Origin of the sequence: Parerythrobacter lacustris (assembly GCF_024626475.1) — a bacterium.
Lineage (GTDB): Bacteria > Pseudomonadota > Alphaproteobacteria > Sphingomonadales > Sphingomonadaceae > Parerythrobacter_A > Parerythrobacter_A lacustris.
Map to the genome: position 1 here is coordinate 19,686 of NZ_JANKHH010000006.1, position 17,695 is coordinate 37,380.

At 63.8% G+C, this 17,695-nt stretch carries 18 protein-coding genes; 9 read left to right on the forward strand and 9 right to left on the reverse strand.

What is annotated here, in order from left to right; genetic code table 11:
* Positions 1–69: 69 nt before the first annotated feature.
* Entirely contained in the window at positions 70–729 is a 660-nt protein-coding gene (locus NSO95_RS11235; protein ID WP_257596353.1) for an MOSC domain-containing protein, read from the reverse strand.
* Positions 730–860: 131 nt separating this feature from the next.
* Here NSO95_RS11235 and NSO95_RS11240 point away from each other — a divergent pair, with 131 nt between their 5' ends.
* Positions 861–1,712, forward strand: a complete 852-nt coding sequence (locus NSO95_RS11240) for a PhzF family phenazine biosynthesis protein (RefSeq protein WP_257596354.1) — start codon at positions 861–863, stop codon at positions 1,710–1,712.
* On the opposite strand, the gene NSO95_RS11245 is transcribed toward NSO95_RS11240, so the two are convergent.
* The 4 genes from NSO95_RS11245 to rlmN form a co-directional block, all read right to left on the reverse strand.
* On the reverse strand, positions 1,709–2,305 hold the full coding sequence (locus NSO95_RS11245; RefSeq protein ID WP_257596355.1) for a class I SAM-dependent DNA methyltransferase: 597 nt from the start codon (positions 2,303–2,305) through the stop codon (positions 1,709–1,711). The two genes, NSO95_RS11240 and NSO95_RS11245, sit on opposite strands and share 4 nt — an antisense overlap.
* 63 nt (positions 2,306–2,368) lie before the next feature.
* On the reverse strand, positions 2,369–3,751 hold the full coding sequence (locus NSO95_RS11250; protein ID WP_257596356.1) for a metallophosphoesterase: 1,383 nt from the start codon (positions 3,749–3,751) through the stop codon (positions 2,369–2,371).
* Between the two features lie 302 nt (positions 3,752–4,053).
* Positions 4,054–4,767: a 2OG-Fe(II) oxygenase family protein gene (locus NSO95_RS11255; protein ID WP_257596357.1), complete on the reverse strand. Its 714-nt coding sequence runs from the start codon at positions 4,765–4,767 to the stop codon at positions 4,054–4,056.
* A complete protein-coding gene (gene rlmN, locus NSO95_RS11260) occupies positions 4,764–6,071 on the reverse strand; it encodes a 23S rRNA (adenine(2503)-C(2))-methyltransferase RlmN (RefSeq protein WP_257596358.1) in 1,308 nt (435 codons plus the stop codon). The genes NSO95_RS11255 and rlmN overlap by 4 nt, the downstream gene beginning before the upstream one ends.
* A gap of 243 nt (positions 6,072–6,314) precedes the next feature.
* Between rlmN and NSO95_RS11265 the strand changes: the two genes are divergently transcribed.
* Positions 6,315–6,986 carry an outer membrane protein gene (locus tag NSO95_RS11265; protein WP_257596359.1) on the forward strand — a complete coding sequence of 224 codons (672 nt, stop codon included), beginning with the start codon at positions 6,315–6,317 and terminating at the stop codon, positions 6,984–6,986.
* 59 nt (positions 6,987–7,045) lie between these two features.
* On the opposite strand, the gene NSO95_RS11270 is transcribed toward NSO95_RS11265, so the two are convergent.
* Positions 7,046–7,564 (reverse strand): invasion associated locus B family protein, encoded by a 519-nt coding sequence (locus tag NSO95_RS11270; RefSeq protein ID WP_257596360.1) that lies wholly within the window; start codon positions 7,562–7,564, stop codon positions 7,046–7,048.
* 80 nt (positions 7,565–7,644) lie between these two features.
* Here NSO95_RS11270 and NSO95_RS11275 point away from each other — a divergent pair, with 80 nt between their 5' ends.
* On the forward strand, positions 7,645–8,151 hold the full coding sequence (locus NSO95_RS11275) for a DUF3617 domain-containing protein (protein ID WP_257596361.1): 507 nt from the start codon (positions 7,645–7,647) through the stop codon (positions 8,149–8,151).
* A gap of 71 nt (positions 8,152–8,222) precedes the next feature.
* On the opposite strand, the gene NSO95_RS11280 is transcribed toward NSO95_RS11275, so the two are convergent.
* Entirely contained in the window at positions 8,223–8,630 is a 408-nt protein-coding gene (locus tag NSO95_RS11280) for a transcription elongation factor GreB (protein ID WP_257596362.1), read from the reverse strand.
* Between the two features lie 9 nt (positions 8,631–8,639).
* Positions 8,640–10,535 (reverse strand): lytic transglycosylase domain-containing protein, encoded by a 1,896-nt coding sequence (locus tag NSO95_RS11285; RefSeq protein ID WP_366519008.1) that lies wholly within the window; start codon positions 10,533–10,535, stop codon positions 8,640–8,642.
* Between the two features lie 144 nt (positions 10,536–10,679).
* Between NSO95_RS11285 and dapA the strand changes: the two genes are divergently transcribed.
* Both dapA and NSO95_RS11295 read left to right on the forward strand, forming a co-directional pair.
* Positions 10,680–11,561 (forward strand): 4-hydroxy-tetrahydrodipicolinate synthase, encoded by an 882-nt coding sequence (gene dapA / locus NSO95_RS11290; protein WP_257596363.1) that lies wholly within the window; start codon positions 10,680–10,682, stop codon positions 11,559–11,561.
* 2 nt (positions 11,562–11,563) lie between these two features.
* A complete protein-coding gene (locus tag NSO95_RS11295) occupies positions 11,564–12,067 on the forward strand; it encodes a DUF805 domain-containing protein (protein WP_257596364.1) in 504 nt (167 codons plus the stop codon).
* On the opposite strand, the gene NSO95_RS11300 is transcribed toward NSO95_RS11295, so the two are convergent.
* A complete protein-coding gene (locus NSO95_RS11300; protein WP_257596365.1) occupies positions 12,064–13,140 on the reverse strand; it encodes a succinylglutamate desuccinylase/aspartoacylase family protein in 1,077 nt (358 codons plus the stop codon). The genes NSO95_RS11295 and NSO95_RS11300 overlap by 4 nt on opposite strands.
* A gap of 114 nt (positions 13,141–13,254) precedes the next feature.
* Between NSO95_RS11300 and smpB the strand changes: the two genes are divergently transcribed.
* The 4 genes from smpB (at position 13,255) to NSO95_RS11320 (ending at position 17,650) form a co-directional block, all read left to right on the forward strand.
* Positions 13,255–13,737: an SsrA-binding protein SmpB gene (gene smpB, locus NSO95_RS11305; RefSeq protein ID WP_257596366.1), complete on the forward strand. Its 483-nt coding sequence runs from the start codon at positions 13,255–13,257 to the stop codon at positions 13,735–13,737.
* A gap of 145 nt (positions 13,738–13,882) precedes the next feature.
* Positions 13,883–14,473 carry a DUF2062 domain-containing protein gene (locus tag NSO95_RS11310; protein WP_257596367.1) on the forward strand — a complete coding sequence of 197 codons (591 nt, stop codon included), beginning with the start codon at positions 13,883–13,885 and terminating at the stop codon, positions 14,471–14,473.
* Positions 14,470–16,938 (forward strand): hybrid sensor histidine kinase/response regulator, encoded by a 2,469-nt coding sequence (locus NSO95_RS11315; RefSeq protein WP_257596368.1) that lies wholly within the window; start codon positions 14,470–14,472, stop codon positions 16,936–16,938. Before NSO95_RS11310 ends, NSO95_RS11315 begins: the two co-directional genes overlap by 4 nt.
* A 100-nt stretch (positions 16,939–17,038) precedes the next feature.
* On the forward strand, positions 17,039–17,650 hold the full coding sequence (locus NSO95_RS11320) for a phage tail protein (protein ID WP_257596369.1): 612 nt from the start codon (positions 17,039–17,041) through the stop codon (positions 17,648–17,650).
* The last annotated feature ends 45 nt before the right edge of the window (positions 17,651–17,695 follow it).

Consider the following 17,695-nt stretch of genomic DNA (forward strand, 5'->3'; position numbering starts at 1 on the left):
CGGCTCGAGGCACGGTCGGACCCATAGCCTGACGCACGCGCAACACACGACTCGATGCTGTTCTCCGCTTCAACCACCCATCGCCTCCGCTTTCTGCCGCGCGCCACCGCGCCAGACCGGTGATAGCAGTTCGCAGTCGGCCATAGCCTTGACCCGTTCCAGCGTCGTTGCTGACTTGGGGTTCGCCAGTTCGGCAAATACCTCGGCTACGGTCCAGTCGGTGCGTTGGGCTTCGACCCGCTCTAGTATGTCGTCCGCCTGCGCCTCGCCTTCCTCGATCACGCGGAAGTACCATCCGCAGCGCGCCGAAGCGATTATCGCGGCGACCATTCCCTTGTGGCCGAAGTGATGCTCGATCTTCCAGCATGGCATGCGCGGCTGGCTGATCTCCAGCAACGCGCTGCCGAGCCGGAACCGGTCGCCGAGCATGACGTCGGCTTCTGCCAGCCCGTCCACCGCCAGGTTGGTGCCAAAAGCGCCGGGCTCGTCGAGCAAGGGCTCCGCTCCGATTTTCTGGAGCCAAAACGCGCGGTGGCTGCGCGGATATAGGTGCACTGCCATGTGCTGTCCGCCATGGTTCCTTCGATCCGCCTGGGTATCGCCTTTCAGCCCTTCGCGCGTGATGCGCACCGGTCCATCGACCTTCGTCTTGGCGAAGGCGCTCAATTCCCCGTCGCGGAACGGTGCGGGCTGGCCAACGCACAAGGCCTCGACAGGGATCGGATTCATCATGCTCTCCTGTCGACCGTCAGTAGCGTGTGCAGCAGTACGGTAAAGTTCGATCTTCGGCCCGCGCGGGAGAAATTGTTTGCGCCCCGATGCCGCGCGATCCACGTCCAATACATAAGCAGGAGACTTCAATGCATCTCGATCTCGTGGACGTTTTCGGCAGCGCCCCCTTCCGCGGCAATCCCCTCGGGGTGGTGCACGGCGCGGATTGCCTTTCCGACGCGCAGATGTTGCAACTGACCCAGTGGCTCGGCTTCTCGGAGACTACCTTCCTCCTGCCTCCGACCGGTCCTGCGGCCGATTATCGTGTGCGGATATTCTACCCGGCGGGCGAGCTGCCATTCGCGGGTCATCCGACTCTCGGAACCTGCCATGCATGGCTCGCCGCAGGAGGTCAGCCGCGGCGTGACGATACAGTTGTGCAGGAATGCGGCGTCGGATTGGCCGAAGTGAAACGCGATGGCGATCGGCTTGCCTTCGCCGCGCCGGCCTTCACGCGCACCGGTCCGCTCGATGCGGCGGAAAAGGCCGAAGCGATCCGCATCGCAGGGGTCGATCCGGCGGCGGTCATCGAAGCGGTGCATGTCGCCAACGGCCCGAAGTGGCAGCTGCTCCGGCTGCGCTCGGCGGAGGATGTGCTTGCGGCATCGCCCATCGCCAAGGCGCCGCCGGGAACCGACATCGGTCTGGCCGGACCAGCAGCGCCGGGCGGCGCGGTCGATTGGGAATTGCGCGCGTTCTTCGCCAACCAGCACGGGGCGATGGTGGAAGACCCGGTGACCGGCAGCTTCAACGCCGGTGTCGCGATGCATCTGTTCGCGGGGGGGCTGGCGCAAAGCAACTATGTGGCGGGGCAGGGCCAGAAGATCGGAGCCGACGGGCATATCCACTGCGCTTTGGGCGAGGATGGGCGGGTGTGGGTCGGGGGTCTCAGCGCCACTATTGCGGCGGGTGCCTTGCTTCCCGCATTTTCGCAGCCCTAGGCTTTGCGCTGCACCGTCAGCGCAATCCAGTCACGCTGCACGCTGTCCGCCCCTTCGCTGCGGTAGATTTCGTCGCCGACGAGCCAAAACCCGGCGGCGTTGTATTGCTCAACCAGCCATGCGCGATCAGGGAAGTTGTGCAGACGGCCCAGCGGGTCGCGGCCTTCGCCATCTCCCAGTTTGAAGTTCGCGAAATGCCAGCCTTGCGGCTCGAGCGCGCTGTGGATGCGGGCGAGGATATCGGGAAAATCGGCGCGCGCCACATGGATCAGGCAGGCATGCGCCCAGACGGCATCATAAGCAGATTGCGCGTCGATATCTTCGAACCGCAGCATCCGCGCGCCGACATCGAACCGCTCGTTGGCTTTGCGGACCATCGCCGGCGTACCGTCGGTTGCGTCCAGGTCGAAGCCGCGCTCTCTTATCCGCGCCGAATCCCGCCCGCCGCCGCAGCCAAGCTCGAGCACCCGTGCACCCGGTGCGAGCCGGTCGAGAAAGCAGTCGAGATGGCGGCTCGGTGCCTGCCCGAAGCTCAGCGTGTAACGCGGGGCCTGTTCCTGGTAGAATGCAATCGTTGCCGGATCGGCGGGCATAGCCTTACGCTCTCGAAAGTCCTGTCCGGATCAGCGGTACCAAGCGTCCAGAACTGCGCAAGCTCACAGGCACGAGGGGGTCGGCTGACCAAAGGCCGACAACGGATTGCCGTCCTTGTCGCGCGGGTTGGCGACCCAGCCGGCGGGTTCACCGATCGTATCGACAGATCGCGTCCACAGGACATAGCCATGTTCGCTCCTGCTCTGGACCGTACCTGTCTGCTTGCCGGACAAGCCGGGAAGGTCGAAGGAGTCGAAGGTACAGGACGATGCTTTGAGGCCGGCGCCACGCAGGTCCACACCGCCATGCCCGACGATATATGCTCGCGGCCAGAAGAATGATCCGTCAGCCTTCGCGAAGGTCACGGTCTGGAACATGTGGTCATGCCCAAGCAGCATCTGGCTTGGCTTGCACGTGGTTGTGCCACCAGTGTCCGTAGCGCAGAGCGGCCCCTTCTCGGCCACAGCCTTGTCTAGCAGGCTCAAGACCCCGGGATTGGATTGCGGCGATCCACCAAACTTCACCAGATGCACCGGCGCGATATGCGAAACCCACCAGACACTTTCGCTGGCGGAAAGGTCGATTGCATCTATGAACGCCTGCTTGAGCGCGGGATTCCATTCGGTCGACGTGTCGATCATGACGAAGCGATGCGTTGCGGTCGCCTTTCCTGCGCTGTCAAAACCACCAGGCGCGACATCGAATGACCAGCTTGGTTCTATAGTGATGCTGCAATCCGCACCACCGACACCGAACAGATAGGTGAAGCCCTCCCCCGACGCAGAGTCGCCACATTCCTCGTGATTGCCGCGCGCCAGCGCCCATGGTGCTGCCAACAATGCCTCGCGTGCGGGAATGAGGAAGTCCTTCAGCCAGTAGTTCCAGCGGTTCGCGTCGTCCCATTGCTCGTAGTAGCGGTAGTCCCCGACATGGATGAACAGGTCCGGGCTGGACGAGGCGGCGCTTTGTGTGATCTGCTGGAACGGCCAGTCGCTGCTGCAGTCCTGACCTTTCTGCGCACCCCGACAGCCGCTGTCGCCCAGCGTGGCAATGAGAAGTTCCGGCTGGCCATGTGCGCTGGTGTGCCGGCGGCCGAGCTTGTGGGGGCCGGGAAGAGCTACGCGGACCCCGCTGTCGGTGCCATTCTCCCAGATGGTCGCGGCGGTGGAATTCGGAGGTTGGCCTGCATCGATCAGCCACAGGTCTTCCCAGCTTGCATCCAGCGCCACCGAGCACACGGTTGTCGGGAATATCGATGGTCTTGGGTTGTTGCGTTCGACTCCGCCCGCGGCTGTGCCCAGTGCACCAGAGGCGTCCTTGTAGGCCACGTTGAACGCGTCGCAGGCGGATTGGCCTTGCCAGTGCGATACGGTGTCGATGACATAGCGTAGCTCGATCGCAGGTGGGCGTGTCTCTGGCGCAGGCCGCGCTTCGGCGGGTTGCACTGGCGCGGTCACAGCCGGTGGGTTGTCGGATACAAATTGCGACCATGCCGCGACAACCCGGCCTGGATTGGAAGTGTCTTGACCAGATACTGGCGAAGAACCGACCATGATCGCTGCGGCAGCGATTTGCAATGAAAGGCGCATGATTAATCCTGTATTGAAGCAGTGCGCGACTCATTGTTGTTTTTTCGATTCTGGGTCGACCGGCCCGTTTTTACGGCGAGATATTCCCGCAGGCCGGATAACATCTGCGGTTCAATATGTCACGGCGACGCAAGAGTAAGGCGATTTGGGACCCGAGACTATCCGAGAAACCAACCGGAGACCGCGAGGCGCGGACGCAGGGCGGCGGGGGAGACAGCGGTCACGCTATGAAACTGAGGGACCATGAACAGGTCGAGCCGGTTGTAGCCGGGCGAAAGCCCCTCAAGTCGGTCATCGACCGAGGGAAACAGCAGATTGCCGCCCCAGTCGAGGCTCCAGTCGCGCGACAGCCCGAGCACTGTGGCAATCTTCCGGTCGACGTTCGGCCCGTCGTGGTGCAGCGAGAGGAAATCGCCGGTGGTGAAGCGGGTGGCCTGAATTTCGACACCGGTCAGTGCGGGTTCGCCCGTCAGCCGTTCGAGCCAGCGAAAGACCGCCGGGTCGGTCATCGCGCGCCGCAATTGGGCGAGCAGTCCATCAGGGGCAGGGGTGAGTGCCGCCTCGGTCATGGGAATCGCATCGTAGAGAAATGCGAAGCTCTTGCTGGAATCGCTCGCGATGGCCTGATCGATCGCGCGATGATCTTCGAGCACCTGCGGGGTCGGGTCACGCTCGCGCTCGGGCGGAAGATCGAAGCGCTGGTTGCCGATGCCCCGGATACGGCACCATTCTTCGCTGGCAGCCAAAAAGCCTTCGACTTCCGCTGCGGCTTCCTCAGAAAGGATCGGCTGGATCGAACAGCGCCCGGTTTCGTCGAGCTGTTGCTGCAAGGCATCGAACTCATCGCCTTCGGGCAGCAGGAACGCGATCATTCGGCCTTCGCCTCGGCGGCCTCGCGATCGCGTTCAGCACGGCTCTTCTTCTGCGCGGCGGTCTTGAGCTGGCCGCAGGCAGCATCGATGTCGCGTCCGCGCGGGGTGCGCACCGGGGCGCTGATCCCGGCGTCGAACACGATTGCGGAAAAGCGCTTGATCCGTTCGGGTGTCGAGCACTCGTAGGGCGCGCCGGGCCAGGGATTGAACGGGATCAGGTTGACCTTGGCGGGGAGATTGTACTCCCTGAGCAGCCGGACCAGCTCGCGCGCGTCGTCATCGCTGTCGTTCTTGTCCTTCAGCATGACGTATTCGAAGGTGATCCGCCGCGCGTTGGAGGCGCTCGGATAGTCGGCGCAGGCCTGCAGCAGTTCCTCGATGCCGTATTTCCGGTTGATCGGCACGATCTCGTCGCGGACGTCCTTGGTCACAGCGTGGAGCGAGACTGCGAGATTGACCCCGATCTCCTCGCCGCATTTCTCCATCATCGGCACGACACCACTGGTCGAGAGGGTAATGCGGCGCTTGGACAGGCCCAGCCCTTCGCCGTCCATCACCAGCTTGAGCGCACTTTTGACATTGTCGAAATTGTACAGTGGCTCGCCCATGCCCATCATGACGATGTTGGTCAGCAAACGGCCAACTGCGGAGTATTCGAAATCGTCGTCGGCGCCTTCGTCGTCATCCCAGCCCAAGCCGGGATCACTGGCCGCTGGCGCGGCGCGATCGGAAACCGATCCCAGCGTTCGCTGGGATGACGCGCCCGGCCATTCACCCAGGGCATCACGCGCCAGCATGACCTGTCCGACGATTTCACCCGGGGTGAGGTTGCGCACCAGCTTCATCGTACCAGTGTGGCAGAAAGTACAATTGAGCGTGCAGCCGACCTGGCTCGACACGCAGAGTGTGCCCCGGTCTGCGTCGGGGATGAACACCATTTCGAACTCGTGTCCGTCGTCTGTTCGCAGCAGCCATTTTCGCGTCCCGTCAGTCGAATGCTGCGCTTCGACCACTTCGGGCCGTCCGATCACGAAGCGGTCCGCCAGCCACGGACGCATTGCCTTGGCGATATCGGTCATCGCGTCGAAATCGCTCAGGCCGCGATGGTAGATCCAGTGGAACAGTTGCTTGGCGCGCAGCTTTGCCTGCTTCGCGTCGAGCCCTGCCTCTTCGAGCAATGCCCGAATGCGGTCCTTTGACAACCCGAGCAGGTCGAGGCGACCGTCAGTACGCGGGGTGATGTCGCGCGCGACGGGGACGGGATCGACCTGTCCCGGGATCGGCATGAGTGCGGTGTCGGCCATGGAGGCCGCGCATATAGTGGGTCAGGCTGGAAAAGGCCAGCGACGGGAGGGGATTACTCGGTTCGTCGAATTTCCATACACGACGAGGTGTTCTGCCGCCTTCCGGCAACGGCTCGACGACAAGCGTGTGTCAAAAGAGACACAAAAATCGGGTTGTCTCAGGTTCATGAAACCGACCCGCATTTCGCGGCGTTGGGGTGGTCCATGCGGCAATCGAGCCGCACGAGACATGGAGCACTAACAATGAAAAAGATGGTCGCAATCCTCATTGCCGGTTCGGCGATGCTGGCCGCAGCGCCGGCGATGGCACAAGCGGTCGAGGACGAATCGCCCTTCACCGGATTCCGCGCCCAAGCGGTCGGCGGATATGACAGCGTGCGTGCGGGCAGCAGCGTCGATGACGATGTTGCGGTCGACAATGATCAGTCTGCAGACGGCATCATGTACGGTGCCGCAGTCGGATATGATGTCGACCTCGGCGGCGTGGTCATCGGCCCGGAAGCAGAGTTTGCGTGGTCGAACGCCGACACCGATTTCGAAAACGGCGATTTCGAAGGCTTCGGCTTCGGCAACGTCAGCGCCGACCGTGACCTGTACCTCGGTGCCCGCGTGGGTGCCAAGGTCGGAGACAATGCGCTGGCTTACGTCAAGGGCGGTTACACCAATGCCAAGCTCGATATCCGCTCGAACGACGGGACGACGGAGTTCAACAACGACATCGATCTGGATGGTTACCGCGTTGGCGGGGGCGTGGAACTGGCACTGAGCCAGAACATGTTCGTCAACGCCGAGTACCGCTATTCGAACTATTCGCGCGCCGAGATCGATTTCGAAGGCACGCTTCCTGATGCGGACCGGTTCGACGTTGATGTCGACCGTCACCAGGTCGGGGTCGGGGTTGGTATCCGCTTCTGATCCGACGCAATAGCAATGGGAAACGGCCGGTTTCGACCGGCCGTTTTCTTGTTGTGGGCCTATTTGCTCAACCGGGCGCATCCGACGGTTGCTGCGTCCATCGCAGTTGCGGCACCGGCAAGGTAATAGGTGTTCGAGAAGTTGCGGCCCCGGCTGTCGCGGGCGCTGACGGTCATCTGGCTGGCGGAGCGCATCGCGGCAACAACAGCGGCATCCATTGAGCGGTCTTTCGCCCACGCGTTGCCGCCCGCTCCGGTCAACGCAAAGCTCCTGCTGCCAATGCGCAGCGTAATCGCGCCATTGCTGGCGGTCTTGCGCGACAGGCGGATATGCAACTGGTTGCGGACTTGCCTCTTGGGCCAGGTGCCGATGCTTGCGTAAGGCTCGAAATCGCGCTCGAGGCGGCTCGGGGCTGGCTTGGCGATGGCATAGCAACGCGGAACCTTCGGATCGCGAAATGCACCCCAGTCCGAAAACACGCCCAGACTGTCCCGCGAAACCGCCGGGGCCGAGACGGCGAATAGCGCAGCCACAATGCCCGCCATTGCAAATGGTCGGAAATCTCCAATCCGTATCATGGCATTGCCTTAAATAGGGGGGTTACGCGGCGCAAGTCGCGCGCCTAAGGTGGCGAACCAATTCCAGGGAGGACCCAACAATGAAGAAAACGGTGATTCTGCTGTCGGCAGCCAGCCTCGCATTGGCCGCTTGTGGCAGCGGCGGACCGCTTGGCGGCGGCGATGTAAAGATGCAGGGCGGCAAATGGTCGAACACGGTGACGATCGAAAAATTCGACATTCCCGGCGCTCCGCCTGAAGCGAAGGGCCTGTTCGATGCGATGATCGGTCAGCCGCAGACCACCGAAACCTGCCGCACCGACGAAGAAATGCAAAAGGGTCTCGACGATCTCGCCAAGGGTCCGATGAACGGCGAGGAAGATTGCACCACCGAATCGATGGAAGTCGGCGGCGGGGAGATTTCCGGCAAGGTCATGTGCAATTCGAAAACCGGCGGCAAGGCCACCATGGTGCTCGATGGCAGTCATACCGAAACCTCGCTCGACATGACGATGACGGTCGACATGGAAGACCCGACCATGCCTGGCGGCAAGGGCCAGATGGTGATGAAGGTCAGCGGCAAGCGCCTGGGCGATTGCGACAAGTAAGACGCGGTTCTCATCGCGAGTTATGCGCGGGCGGGCAGGCAACTGTCCGCCCGTTTGCGTTTCAGGCCGGTTTAGTCCGGATAGGCGATCGCGATCACTTCCCATTCCCTGGCACCGCCAGGCAGGGTGACGGTNTCCTGCTCGTCGTCACCGACGATTGTAACGGTCCTGCGTGTATCGTCCCCGTCCGCCAGCTCGACCCTCGCGCCGAAGAACACCCGCGCCTTGTCCGGCTGGTCGGCGGGATCGAGCACGCGCGCTGTTTTCATCCGCTTGGCGAGGTGCTTCAGTTCGCGGTCGATCTCGCGCATTCGCTTGCGGCCATAGAGATAATCGCCGTTCTCGCTGCGGTCGCCATTGCCCGCCGCCCAGCTGACGATCTCGACGATCTCCGGCCGTTCAGTGCCGAGCAGGTGGTCGTAACGGGCACGCAATGCCGCGAATCCCGCCGGGGTGATCGGGTTGTTTCTCCCCTCCATGATGCGGGCCTATCGCGGCAGGTAGTGCTTCACGTCGCGCTGCGCAGGGCTCGACCGGTCCGGGTTCATATTGGCGTAGGTCACCGCATTGCCGATGACCCGCATGACGTAGTAGCGGGTCTCGAAATTGGCGGGGATCTTCTCGACCCAGGTGACCCAGTCGACCGCCCCGGTGCGCGGATCGCCGTTCAATCGCAGCCACTCGTTCACCCGGCCCGGCCCGGCGTTGTAGGCCGCGATGGCAAGCGGATAGGCCCCGCCGTAACGGTCCATCAGCCGCGCAAAATGCGCATCGCCAAGGCGGATGTTGTAGCTCGGGCTCCCGGTAAGGTCGGCGGAAAGATACTGCACCCCGATCTTGCCCGCTTCCTCGCGCGCGGTGCCGGGCATCAACTGCATCATGCCCCGTGCGCCGGCATGGCTTACACGGTTGCGGTCAAATTCGCTTTCCTGCCGTGCGATCGCGTGGACCATGGTCCAGTTCGCGCCCCCGTGGGTCTCGACAGTGGGAAAGCCGAGTCGTTCAAATCCGGTGAGGCCATGCTCGCCCGCCGTCATTCCTGCGACCACCGCCATCTCGTTGAGGCCGGTCTGGCGCGCGAGGTCCGCGACCATGGCCATTTGCGCCGGGCTTCGTGCCTGGTCGGCAACTGCTTCAAAGAATGCGCGCTCGACCCGCCAGTCACGCCGGTTGTTCGCCAGCGCACGGATCGCGCGGACGGCGGGGCTGGCATCGAACTCGGCGCGCGCAGCGGGGGTCGGCGGGACGGCGGGCAGGGCGGAAAACCCGGGAACGCTGCGTCCGAGCTCCGACAGGGCGAGTTGGCCGTAGTAATAGTCGGGATATTGCGCCGCGAGGTTCCAGTAGCGTTCGGCCTCGGCCCGGTCGCCCGCCATGTTCGCCGCACGGCCCGCCCAGAAGAACCCCTTGGAACGGGTCAGCGGGGTCTTCGCGGCGGTGCCATAGCGGTAAAACAGGGGGGCGGCGGTGCGGCCGTCGCCATTCGACCACAGCGCCTTGGTCCCGCCAAGCCACATCAGGTCGGTATAGCGGTCGCGCAGCACGAAGCTGCCGTTCGATACGTCGTATCCGGCGGGGAACAGGTCGTCGACCGAACCGGCGATGCGCGCGGCGGTGCCCGCGCTGCTCGCCTTGGCGACGCGCAGCATTTCGCCGACGAAGGCTTCGGGATCGTTGGCGGGGCGGACAAACGGGGGGCGCGTGGTCAGCACCTGCGCAGCGCGCTCTGTCTGCCCGGTCGAGCGGTAGTATTTCGCCTGATCGTATACGAAACCAGGATCGTTCAGCGCGCCTGCCGGAACGACTTGCGCACCGCCGTCCTGCGTTTGCAGCCGCGCGGCGGGGATCGCGCGATCTTCCATGCCGAGGCGGATCAACTGGCGGTTCGCGCCTTCGCGGTCACCCTGCCACAGTAGCGAATCCATCCGGGCCCGCTGGTCGTCGGCGGTGAATTGCGTGCCGAACAACCCTTCGAGCGTGAGCTCGGTGGTACCCGGCATCGTGCCGCCACGCCACGCGCTGCGCGAGGTTTCGGTCGCTTCGGGCCGTTGGAGCGATGCCAGTGCCAAAGCATAGGCGCTGCGGCCCGGATTGGTCAGCGGCGGGTTGCGGTCGAAGAAGGCTATCACCTGCGCCGGGGAAACGGCGGTCTTTGCCAGCGCTGCCTCGGCACGGCGCTGCATCTTCTCCTGCCGCGGGAATCCGGGGTAGGCGAGGATGAAATCGGCGTAGTCGTTGAATGCGAGATTGTCGGTCTTGTCGAGATATTCCCAGCGAGAAATCGCCTGGTCGATCTGCGCCGGCGCGCGCGCGACCATCTGCGACCGCGCCTGATCCCAGCTGTTGTATTCCTGCGCTGCTAGCGGGGTGGAAGCGACGACCAAGGGGGCGGTGATGGCAAAAATTGCAAAAGCGGGGATGCGGTCCATGCTGGACATAGTGGCCGGCGGCTCCTTATCAGGCGCTGAACGCGCGCTGGGGGGTGATTTCCTGCCCGAACCCATGCGCAATTGACGAGGGATAAGCAAATGTTCTCAGGGTCGATTCCCGCTCTGGTGACTCCTTTTCGCGACGGATCGTTTGACGAGGCCGCTTTTCGCCGCCTGGTCGACTGGCAGATCGACAATGGATCGAGCGCGCTGGTGCCCTGCGGCACGACGGGCGAGGCCTCTACGCTGTCCAACGCCGAACATCACCGGGTGATCGAGGTGTGCATCGAACAGGCGGCGGGCCGCGTGCCGGTGATCGCCGGATGCGGCTCGAACGATACGCGCAATGCGCTGCTGCATATGAATTTCTCGAAAAAGGCCGGGGCGGCGGCGGGGTTGTGCGTCGCGCCCTACTACAACCGACCGAGCCAGGCCGGGCTGATCGCGCATTTCAGCTTTCTGGCGGAAAACAGCGATTTGCCGATCGTGCTTTACAACGTTCCTGCGCGAACGGTGACCGATATCCTTGACGAGACGGTGGTCGAGCTGGTGCAGCAGTATCCGAGCCGGATCGTGGCGATCAAGGATGCGAGCGGAGACCTCAGCCGGGTGGCCGACCACCGGATGGGCATCGGCCATGATTTCTGCCAGCTGTCGGGCAATGACGAACTGTGGCTGCCGCACTCGGCGGCGGGCGGGCGCGGGTGCATTTCGGTGACCGCCAACGTCGCTCCTGCGCTATGCGCCGAATTCCACGCAGCGATTGCCGCCAACGATCTGGTCAAGGCGCGCGAGATTAACGACCGCCTGTTCCCGCTGCACTACGCGATGTTCTCCGACGCCAGCCCTGCGCCGGTAAAATATGCGCTCACCCGCGTGCACGACTGGCTGGAGTGCGATGTCCGCCTGCCATTGGTGAACGCGAGCGAGGCAAGCCGCAAGGCGGTGGATGAAGCGCTGGAGCATGCGGGGCTGGTTTGAATATGGCCTATCGAAGCCCGCTCTACGACATTCCGTCAGATCTCGCCCGCACCGTACGGGGTGTCTTGACTTTTCATGGCCGAGCAACGCGAACCGAGGCTTGGACTTTTATGGTGATCGGGAGCTTGTTGGCTGGGTTGGTGCTGTCGGCAATCGCAACGTTGACCGGGGAAGCTCAAGGCTTTTCGACCGCACAATCCGTGACTGCTAGCATCGCATCGATTCTCTATTTCATTCCGGTTCCTGCACTGTTCGCCCGACGTCTGCACGATATCGGATGGAGTGGCTGGTTCGCAGTTGCCGTTCCTGCATTCTATGGCTTCGCGACCGTAACTGAGGGTGCGGGACCGGCAATTGCTGGGATTGTCAAGAACGACTTTGGCTGGCCGGGAACGATTATCGTCCTAACCGGCGTTGCCCTCATGTATTTGGTCCTGCTGCTTCCCACGAGCGAGCGCGCCGATCGATTTGGTGCCAATCCACGATTAGTGAACGAACAACCCTAAATCACCTCGTCCTCATCCATGAGCGGTTGCGCCGGGCCCTCCGGCTCGCTCGCCAGGATTGCTTCGGTGATCGAGCCGATCCGTTCGCCGGCGTGCTCCAGCTGCGCCACCTCGGCAATGTGGAACAGCGCGTCGCCCTGGTTGACCACCGGCAGGGTGGCATGGCCGATGATGATGCCGTCGATCGGACTAACCATCTCCATCGGGCCCTCGCCGAACAGCCCGCCCACGGTGGCGAGCAGGTCGCCTTTGTGGACGATGTCGCCCGACTTGCGTTCGCGGTGGGTCACTCCGCCGCGCGGGGCACGGACCCAGCTCGACTTGTTGGCGCGAGCGGGGATGCCGACATGCGACAAGCCGTCGTCGGCCTCGATCATCCCGATATGCGCCAGCACCCGGCACACCCCGCTGACCCCGATATCGATCGACAGGCGGTCGAACCGCAGAGCCTCGCCGGCTTCCATCAGCAGCATCGGCACCTCGCGCCCCTGCGCCAGCGCGCGCATCGATCCGTCGCGCAGCGGGCTCTCGATGATCACCGGCGCACCAAACGCCATCGCCAGCTCGACCAGATAAGGGCTGCCGGCGGCAATGCGGATTTGCGGCAGGTTGTAGCGGTGGATCGCGGCGGAATGGATGTCGATCCCCAGCGAGCACCGGCCGATCACATGCTCGAGGAAAGTCCACGCCAGTTGTCCTGCCAGCGACCCCTTTCGGCTGCCGGGGAAGCTGCGGTTGAGGTCTCGCCGATCGGGCAGGTACCGGCTGTGCTGGAGAAAGCCGAAGATATTGACAGCCGGGGCAAGGATCACCGTGCCCGCCAGCCGCTGCGGATCGAGCCGAGCGGAGAGCCGCTGGATTACCGCCGTGCCGATTATCTCATCCCCGTGGATCGCGCCGCTGACGAAGACGACGGGACCGGGCTGCGCCCCGTGGACTACCTGCAAGGCGAGGTTGGCGGAAAGCCCGGAAACCTGCTGGCTAACCGGGATCGCGACGATCCGCCGTTCGCCCGGCGGCACGATCTCCCCGCCGATCTCGAATTCCACCGCACCTTCGACTGACTCGCCCATAACCTGAGCCCTCCCTGTCCCCTCGGCGCATTGGCCACGGGAGAGGGCGCGAACGCAAGCGGATTGTGCGCGCACTTCCCTTGTCGCGGGGGAGTCCCTACATGGTCCGCCACCATGGCACGCCCCAAACCAGAGACCTTCGACAAGCAGAAGACCGTTGCCGAGAACCGTCGCGCCCGGTTCGATTATCATATCGAGGACAAGTACGAAGCCGGGATCGTGCTACAAGGTACCGAGGTCAAGGCCCTGCGCGCCGGCGAGGCGTCGATCGCCGAGAGCTATGCCGAGGTGCGCGACGGGCAGGTATGGCTGATCAACGCCAACGTCCCCGAATACAGCCACGGCAACCGCCTGAACCACGAACCCAAGCGCCCGCGCAAGCTGCTGCTGAACGAGCGCGAGATCGCCAAGCTGACCGGCGCGGTCGAGCGCAAGGGGATGACTCTGGTCCCGCTGAGCATCTATTTCAACGGCAAGGGCCGGGCCAAGATGGAGCTGGCGCTGGCCAAGGGCCGTCAGGCGCAGGACAAGCGCGAATACGTCAAGGACCGCGACTGGAAGCGCGACAAGGCCCGCCTGCTGCGCGAAAAAGGGTGATTGACCGAGCCTCGGCTTGGGCTGCGGTTAATCCGGCTCGGTCTATCGCATCGGCAATCATGAACTGCTCGACAAACTCGACCGCTAAAATCCCTCCGCGCCCCTTGCCTATCGCCATTGTGCAGCGCAAGGGGAGCGCAAGGCGATGAGCAAGACCCGTTCCAAGACTTTCCTCGCGGACCTGATCCGCAAGAATATGCCGACGCGCGACCAGCTGGAGAGCAACCGCTGGACGCGCGGGCTCGCCATGCGCCACGAATTGTGGCGCTTCACCAGGCGCTCGGTGCCGCGCGGCGTGGCGGTGGGATTGCTGGTCGGGATTTTCGCGCTGATCCCCGGCATCCAGATCATCGGCGCTGCGCTGATGTGTGTGCCAGGGCGCGGAAACATCCCGATAGCGGCAGCGATGACCTTCCTGTCCAATCCCGCGACCACGCCACTCATCCTAATCGGTTCCGCGTTCATCGGCAATGCGATGGGCTTCCACGCCAACGTCTCCACCGTGCAGGAGATGGTGGCGCGCAGCGCACCGGCGGGCGATTGGGTGAGCTGGTTCCTGTCGGATGCGGCACCCGCAGTGCTGGTGGGCCTTGCGGTCATGTCGGTGGTGGCGGCTGCCATCGGATACCTTGTCTCGTCGTGGGTGTGGCGGGTGATGGTCGCGCGCAAACGCAAGCGGCGTTTGAAGCGCATCGTCGAACATAGCGAAGAACGGTTCGGAACGGTCGAAGGATGAACGTTCTCGGTGAAGCGCAAGGGGAGCGCCAGACGGGCCTGATCGGGGGGATCGCCGCTGCGGCAGTGGCTTCGGCTGCGCTGCTGTGGTGGATTTCCGGCACCCCGGTGCTCGCCTTTGCCTATTTTGCAGCTCTGGTGGTCCTCATACTCGCCGCTTCGGCAGCATCGCGCATGCGGGGCGGCAGCACGGGCGATGAGCTGGCCCCGCCCGACTGGTCTGTCACCGTCACCGCGATCGAGCAGCCCGGACTGGCCGTTGCCATCACTGATCGGGCCAACCGCCTTGCCTGCGCCAATTCCGCCTATGCCGAATGGTTCGGAGCCGCTGCGGCACCTCCCAACCTGCCGCTCGACCGGCCATCGCTCGAACGGCTGACCCGTGCTGCGCGCGAGGCATGGCGCGACGGGACTGCGCGGGCCGACGATCTGTTGCGCAGCGATGGCACGCCCGGCTGGCACGCCAGCGCTGAACGGGCCGGGCGGGGCGAGGATTATCTGATCTGGCGCATCTCCGAAGCGGCAGCAGCAAATCACGCTGACGCCGTCGGTGCCCTTGTCGGCGGAGCGCTCGGCCGGATGCTGTCCGTTGCGGGGATCGAGACCGCGTTGGTTGGTCCGGACGGGATAGTTCGGGCAGTAGGACGAGGCTTCGCCCAGCGCGCCTCGGGCGATCCGACTGCAACGCTGGCGGGGCAGGAATTCGTCTCTTTCCTGCGAAGCGATGACCGCGACCGGATATTTTTCGCACGCGAGGGGCGCAAGGGCGCGCCGTTGACGCTGGTGCAGGTGCCGCTGGAAGAACCATCGGGCGTCGCAACCAGTACGGGAAGCGAAGTGCCTTCGCTGATGCTGCTGCTCGAAGGCGGGGCGGGGATCGGTAGCGGATCGGATGGGCCGGGGGCTGCCGCGACTCCGCAGCTCGAGGCCCTGCTCGGCGCTTTGCCGCTAGGGCTCGCGATGACCGATCGCGACGGACGCTTCCTGTTCGGCAACGAGGCCTTCAAACGGGCGGTCGGGCGCGAGGGGCAGGCGATGCCGTCTTACCCGTCCGATCTGGTGACGCGCGAAGACAAGGGCGCATTGGCGGATGCGGTGCGACGCTTCGGCAAGGGACCCGCACTGAGCGGCGACATGGCGATCCGCCTGCGCGACACGCCAGACGATCCTGTGTCGCTCGGGCTGGCGGGCGTGCGCGGTCTCGGCGATGCAGCAGTGCTCCTCAGCCTGTCGGACTCGACCGAGGAAACACGCCTCAAGCGGCAGGTGGCACAGGCGACCAAGATGCAGGCGGTCGGTCAGCTTGCGGGCGGCGTGGCGCATGACTTCAACAATGTCCTGACCGCGATTATCGGCTACTGCGACCTGATGTTGCTGCGTCACACGCCGGGTGACAGCGACTACGACGATATCCAGCAAATTCGCGCCAATTCCAATCGTGCGGCGAGCCTGACGCGGCAATTGCTAGCTTTCAGCCGGCAGCAGACGTTGCAGCCCAAAGTTGTCCAGCTGCCCGACGTGGTGAGCGAGGTGAGCCAGTTGCTCAAGCGGCTGCTGGGCGAGAATATCGAGCTCAAGGTGCGACACGACCGCGACCTCGGGCCGGTCCGGGCAGACCCGCAGCAGCTCGAGCAGGTGATCGTCAACCTGGCGGTCAATGCGCGCGATGCGATCCAGTCTCGCGGGGACGGGCGAGGCAAGCTGACGCTGGCGACCCGCCGCATCTCGGCGCGCGATGTCCGCGCAATGGGTTCGGAAATCATTCCGGCGGGCGAGTACACCGCGATTGTCGCACAGGACACCGGTGGCGGCATAGCGCCCGAGAAGCTGGGCAAGATATTCGAACCGTTCTTCACTACCAAGGTACTGGGCAAGGGCACCGGTCTCGGTCTGTCCACAGTGTACGGGATCGTCAAACAATCGGGCGGCTATATCTTCGCCGACAATGTGGAGGGGATTTCCGGCACGATCGAGGGCGCGCGGTTCACCATCTATCTGCCGGTCTATTCAGGGCCGGTGTCCGAAGAACATCTGCCGGCCAGCGCGCGGGACGCCGAGCCGGAAGCCAGCACATGGCTCGGCAGCGCGCGGATCCTGCTGGTGGAGGACGAGGACATGGTGCGCGCCGTCGCCGAACGGGCGCTCGCACGGTCAGGCCACAAGATCACCCTTGCCCGTGACGGCGAAGAAGGGCTCGCCGCGGTCGCCAATGGCGGGGAGTTCGACCTTATTGTTTCGGATGTCGTCATGCCGGGGATGAGCGGCCCGCGCATGGTCAAGGCGATCCGCAAGGTGCGCCCCGACCTGCCCGTGCTGTTCATGTCGGGCTATGCCGAAGAGCAGCTACGCAAGGAAATCGACGTCGAGAACATGCATTTTCTCGCCAAGCCGTTCAGCGTCCAGCAGATCGGCGACCGTGTTGCCGCCATCCTCAATGCCGGCCAGCGGTCTGCCAAGTTGAAATAAGGAAAGATTTCTCTCCAATCTGGCGAGAGTTGTGGTATTCCATCGTCGCGGGTCGAAGAAAAAAACAAAAACCAGTCGAACCATCCCTTGGGGGCAAACGATGAAACACCGATTCGCTTTTGGCGCGTGCTCCGTATTCGCGCTCGCTGCCGCTGCCACACCCGCTTCGGCCGGGATCGACGCCTATATCGGCGAGGTGACACCGGGCGGCTACAACTTCTGCCCGCGCGGCACCGCTAAGATGAACGGGCAGATCCTGTCGATTGCGCAGAACACCGCGCTGTTCGCGCTGATCGGCACGACCTATGGCGGTAACGGGCAGACGACCTTCGCACTCCCCAACCTGCAGGGCCGTGTGCCGATGCACCAGGGGCAGGGCCCGGGCCTGTCTTTCCGCAGTCTTGGCGAGCAAGCCGGCAGCGAGACCAACACTCTGCTGCTCACCCAACTGCCGATCCACAACCATACAGCGCTGATCAACGTCAACAACACCGCGACGGCCGACAGTGGCAACCCGACCGGTAATGTCTTCGCCCGCGCGGTCAGCAACACTTACGAAAACACCGACCCGCCGACCCCGGGTGCTACCATGGCCGCATCGACCGTGACCGTCGGTGTCAGCGGCGGCAGCCAGCCGTTCAACAACATGCAGCCCTACCTCGCACTGAACTATTGCATTGCGACCGAGGGCATTTTCCCACCGCGCAATTGACCCCCGATTGCCTGACGAACCAGGCAATCGCCGCACGCAATTCAA

Bases quoted from the DNA above. Each gene is read 5' to 3' on its own strand.
- NSO95_RS11235 (WP_257596353.1), bottom strand. From the start codon at position 729: ATGAATCCGATCCCTGTCGAGGCCTTGTGCGTTGGCCAGCCCGCACCG.
- NSO95_RS11265 (WP_257596359.1), top strand. From the start codon at position 6,315: ATGAAAAAGATGGTCGCAATCCTCATTGCCGGTTCGGCGATGCTGGCC.
- NSO95_RS11295 (WP_257596364.1), top strand. From the start codon at position 11,564: ATGGCCTATCGAAGCCCGCTCTACGACATTCCGTCAGATCTCGCCCGC.
- NSO95_RS11275 (WP_257596361.1), top strand. From the start codon at position 7,645: ATGAAGAAAACGGTGATTCTGCTGTCGGCAGCCAGCCTCGCATTGGCC.
- NSO95_RS11240 (WP_257596354.1), top strand. From the start codon at position 861: ATGCATCTCGATCTCGTGGACGTTTTCGGCAGCGCCCCCTTCCGCGGC.
- NSO95_RS11315 (WP_257596368.1), top strand. From the start codon at position 14,470: ATGAACGTTCTCGGTGAAGCGCAAGGGGAGCGCCAGACGGGCCTGATC.
- smpB (WP_257596366.1), top strand. From the start codon at position 13,255: ATGGCACGCCCCAAACCAGAGACCTTCGACAAGCAGAAGACCGTTGCC.
- NSO95_RS11245 (WP_257596355.1), bottom strand. From the start codon at position 2,305: ATGCCCGCCGATCCGGCAACGATTGCATTCTACCAGGAACAGGCCCCG.
- dapA (WP_257596363.1), top strand. From the start codon at position 10,680: ATGTTCTCAGGGTCGATTCCCGCTCTGGTGACTCCTTTTCGCGACGGA.
- NSO95_RS11255 (WP_257596357.1), bottom strand. From the start codon at position 4,767: ATGATCGCGTTCCTGCTGCCCGAAGGCGATGAGTTCGATGCCTTGCAG.
- NSO95_RS11300 (WP_257596365.1), bottom strand. From the start codon at position 13,140: ATGGGCGAGTCAGTCGAAGGTGCGGTGGAATTCGAGATCGGCGGGGAG.
- NSO95_RS11270 (WP_257596360.1), bottom strand. From the start codon at position 7,564: ATGATACGGATTGGAGATTTCCGACCATTTGCAATGGCGGGCATTGTG.
- NSO95_RS11320 (WP_257596369.1), top strand. From the start codon at position 17,039: ATGAAACACCGATTCGCTTTTGGCGCGTGCTCCGTATTCGCGCTCGCT.
- NSO95_RS11310 (WP_257596367.1), top strand. From the start codon at position 13,883: ATGAGCAAGACCCGTTCCAAGACTTTCCTCGCGGACCTGATCCGCAAG.
- rlmN (WP_257596358.1), bottom strand. From the start codon at position 6,071: ATGGCCGACACCGCACTCATGCCGATCCCGGGACAGGTCGATCCCGTC.